This window comes from Methanobrevibacter sp. 87.7 (assembly GCF_002208625.1).
Taxonomy (GTDB): Archaea; Methanobacteriota; Methanobacteria; order Methanobacteriales; family Methanobacteriaceae; genus Methanarmilla.
This window is the reverse complement of sequence record NZ_MRCT01000161.1, coordinates 1-3,737: the sequence shown is the minus strand read 5'-3', so window position 1 is coordinate 3,737 and position 3,737 is coordinate 1. Positions and strand designations below refer to the sequence as shown.

General features: G+C 19.2%; 4 protein-coding genes. 2 read left to right on the top strand and 2 right to left on the bottom strand.

The genetic code is table 11. The annotated features are described in order from the left end of the window. The first annotated feature begins 369 nt into the window (after window positions 1–369). Together BGI41_RS07085 and BGI41_RS07080 are read left to right on the top strand one after the other, a co-directional pair. Window positions 370–1,167, top strand: a complete 798-nt coding sequence (locus BGI41_RS07085) for a hypothetical protein (protein WP_088539902.1) — start codon at window positions 370–372, stop codon at window positions 1,165–1,167. Window positions 1,168–1,381: 214 nt separating this feature from the next. After that, complete coding sequence (locus tag BGI41_RS07080; protein ID WP_088539900.1) at window positions 1,382–1,768, top strand: HIRAN domain-containing protein; 387 nt, start codon at window positions 1,382–1,384, stop codon at window positions 1,766–1,768. A 445-nt stretch (window positions 1,769–2,213) separates the two neighbouring features. On the opposite strand, the gene BGI41_RS07075 is transcribed toward BGI41_RS07080, so the two are convergent. Together BGI41_RS07075 and BGI41_RS07070 are read right to left on the bottom strand one after the other, a co-directional pair. Next, the gene (locus BGI41_RS07075) at window positions 2,214–2,690 is read right to left on the bottom strand and encodes a hypothetical protein (RefSeq protein WP_088539898.1); all 477 of its coding nucleotides are present in this window, start codon (window positions 2,688–2,690) and stop codon (window positions 2,214–2,216) included. Between the two features lie 224 nt (window positions 2,691–2,914). Then, a complete protein-coding gene (locus BGI41_RS07070) occupies window positions 2,915–3,565 on the bottom strand; it encodes a DUF447 domain-containing protein (RefSeq protein ID WP_088539896.1) in 651 nt (216 codons plus the stop codon). Window positions 3,566–3,737 lie beyond the last annotated feature (172 nt).

Below are 3,737 nucleotides of genomic sequence, written 5' to 3'. Positions count from 1 at the left end.
AATAATATTTATCTAAACATTTATCTTGTTTTTTAATTTTAAAAATATTTTTAATTTTTTCTTTAAATCTATTTTAATTAAATTAATATTTTATTTTAATCATATTATTATATTAAAATAGCTTATTTTATAATTAAAAACTTATTGGTTTTTTTATTTTTTAATTTTTATTTAAATAGTTTTTAAATAGCTTTTTTATTATTTTTTAAAATTTTATTTAAATAGCTATTTTTTTATATTTAAATAATCTATTTTCATTCTTATCTTAAATGAATTTTATTCTATAATTAAAATATTTATTTACCTATTTGTTTAGTTTTTTAACTAGTTTTAATAAAATTTAAATATTTATAAGTTAAATTTTTAATCATGTATCCTATAGAACTTCATCCTGAATATGTAAAATTAAAAGAGGAATTAGAAGATTTAATATTTGAATATGAATCTCTTAACAACCAAATTTGTCCTAACTTAAAGGAGGAATATATATTTCACTTTGGGTTATTAGAATACAATATTCATAGTAAAGAAGTAGAAATTGATAAAATTAAATTTAAGCTTAAATTGATTCAAAAAGCTATTAATAATGAAGAAAAAATAAATATTTCATTAATTAATAAAAAAGTAGAAGAAGAATTTGAGAAGTATACTCAAAGATTAAATGAATCAATTGAAGATGTATTTAATACTTTAAAAATTAGAGAAAATGGGAAATTATTATCTGAAGAAGATACAAAAGAGCTTAAAACAAAATATAAAAAACTTATTAAACGTTTACATCCAGATTTAAATAAGAATCAAACTGATTTTGAAAAATCATTATTTATTAGAGTTACTGATGCATTTAAAATGGGGGATTTAGAAGAATTAAATATCTTGTATTTTATGGCTTTTGATTCTGAAGATAATAAAGAATTTTTTTCTTCTGAGGAGGAATTAAAAAATTTAATCTTTGAATTCCATTCTAAAATTGATCATTTAAAAACAAATTTTCCATATAATAAAAGAGAATTATTAGTAAATGAGGATAAAACTAAAAAATATAAAGAGGATCTTAAATTTTTACTTAAGGATAGAGAAGATAGATTAAAATATTATAATGATAAATTGAAAAGTAAATTAAAAGAATTAGGTTTTAATTTAGATGATTATGATTTAGTATCATAATTTATTAAAAGTTTAGGTTTTAATTTAGATGATTATGATTTAGTATCATAATTTATTAAAGGTTTAGGTTTTTAGATGTTTATATAGGTAATATATTAAATATTTAAATTTTATATATTTTTATAGGATAATAATTTGTAAAAAACTTAAAATTAAGTTTTATTGATTATAAAAGAAATTTTAAAAATTATTTTATTAATCAGAGGGGGTTAATATGGCAAATATTGAAAAAATTCCAACAGAAATAGGGAAATATATAGGTTATATTCATAATGGTGGTGAAGTTGAACCTTTTATTTCTGATATTTATTTAATTTCTCTTCCAGTTGCAGGTTTACATTATTATATTGATGATGATTTTTTAGATAATGTTAAAAGAGATGATCAATTAAAATTCTATAGAGAAAAGAATAATCCAAGAGATGAACATGCTATTTTAGTTAGGTATGATGGTGTAAAAGTAGGATATATTCCACGAAATAGTAATAAAATACTTTCTAATTTAATGGATGGTGGAAAAGAAATTTATGGTATAGTTTCTAATGTTTCTGATTATGGTGCATATAAAACAATCTGGTTTAAAGTATTTTTAAGAGAGTAAATTAGTTTAAATCATTTAAATATAAAAATTTAAAATCTTTATTAATTCAATGGTTTTTATATATTTAAATAAGTTTTTAACTAAGATAAATATTTTAATTCTTAAGGTTCTAAATTTAAAAAATAAGTATTTATTTTTAATTAAATTTTAAAATAAGTAGTTTATAAATTAGTTTATATTAAAAAAGGAAATAGAGTAGTATTACTTATTAATTAACTACTCTCATAGTAGTAACTATCTCCATAAGCACTACCACCACCATCATAATTTTCAGAGTAACTATCACTATAATCATCACCACTATCGTAGTAATTAAATTCATAGTAATTTACTGTTGTAGTGTTTTGTCCTTTATTTGTTTTATTTTTACTTTTATTTTTAGTTTTAGTATTACTATTGTCATTATCACTACTAATAACTGTATTAGTACTTATTGTTGTGTTATTTATTGGAAATATTTTATACTTGTCATTACATGTGTTAAAATATTTTTATTTTTAGTAACAATTAAAATATTATCATGTGTAGTGTCGTTTCCAAGAAATGTCATATAATATTTAGTATCTTTATTATACCAAACTGTTTCATTGTTTATTGTTTCTTGTTCTGCACCTATTTTATATGAATCTCTAATTGCTGCTAGTTTTACACCATCACCTAAACTAGATGATAAGTTTCCTGAATTACTATTATAATACATTATAAAAAAATCGTTTTGTGTATCATTTATTTGAGATATATTATCTCCAATTGTATTATTTACTAAATTATTAGATACTGGAATATCTATAGTACAACTAGGACTTAGTTCAACATTAGTATATTGAACATTTGGATTTGAAAAATAAACAAAAGCAGTTACTCCAGCTATAATAGCAATAATTATAATAATTATAATACTTGTTAAAAGTTTTTTATCCATAATTTACCCCCTATTTTTTTATTCATTTTTTTTAATGAATAATAATTATATTCTATTTTTTAAGTTTAATATATTTAATTAAATATTTATCTTATTTTTTACTTATTTAATCAGTTGATTGTTTTTATAAAATAAAATGAGTTAATTATTAATTATACAATACTTTAATTAATATATATTAAAAATAGGAAGATTAAATAATAGCTATTAAATAGTTATTAATGTTATGGTTCAAATTTTTTTATTTCATATCCTTTATCTTCTAATACATTTTTAAGTATTTCAATAGATTCTTTATCGTTTTTTGTACCTACTTTTTTTATAACTCTTTGATCTTCTGAAAATCTATCTAAATAATATTCTTTTAATTTATCATCAACTATATCAATACGTGTATAGTTAACAAGGGATTCTATAAGCATATATAATCCACGATTTACAATTTGTGGACATGGTTTATTTTTAACAATTTCTATAACTTTTGCTTTAATAATATATGATTTTCCATCTGATTTTACAGGGTCATGTTTTTTATATGCTTCTTTAAGTGTTTCTACTTCACATTTTAAGTATGCATCACAATTATTTAGTATTGCTTCTTTATCATCTGTAAAGTATTCTTTTGGTAGTTTTCCTATTGTTGATAATGTAAATATTTTTGCATTATTTGTGATATTTACAATAAATTTTCTTCTATTATAAATATTTGAAGCAGTTAAGCTTGTTTTAAATATACGAAACATTAGTTCATCTTTACTATATGCAATAGTTCCAAAAGGTGCAGCATTTTTACTACCATCATCACATAAACTAGTTATTATAGTTTCATATTGACTTCCTTTCTCCATTCCAACTAAACTAATATCAATATCCATTTTATCAACTTTTTATTTATTCTTTCTTTTATTGAGTTTTTTTATTTTCTTTTATAGAATTATTTTTAGTATTTTTTTTAATAGTTTTTATTTTTAGTATAAATTTTTAGTATTTTTTTATTTTCTTTTATAGAATTATTTTTAGTATAAATTTTTAGTATTTTTAATAGTT

What these genes read in the sequence shown, in the direction of transcription:
- BGI41_RS07085 (WP_088539902.1), top strand. Translation starts at nt 370, where the DNA reads ATGTATCCTATAGAACTTCATCCTGAATATGTAAAATTAAAAGAGGAA.
- BGI41_RS07075 (WP_088539898.1), bottom strand. Translation starts at nt 2,690, where the DNA reads ATGGATAAAAAACTTTTAACAAGTATTATAATTATTATAATTATTGCT.
- BGI41_RS07070 (WP_088539896.1), bottom strand. Translation starts at nt 3,565, where the DNA reads ATGGATATTGATATTAGTTTAGTTGGAATGGAGAAAGGAAGTCAATAT.
- BGI41_RS07080 (WP_088539900.1), top strand. Translation starts at nt 1,382, where the DNA reads ATGGCAAATATTGAAAAAATTCCAACAGAAATAGGGAAATATATAGGT.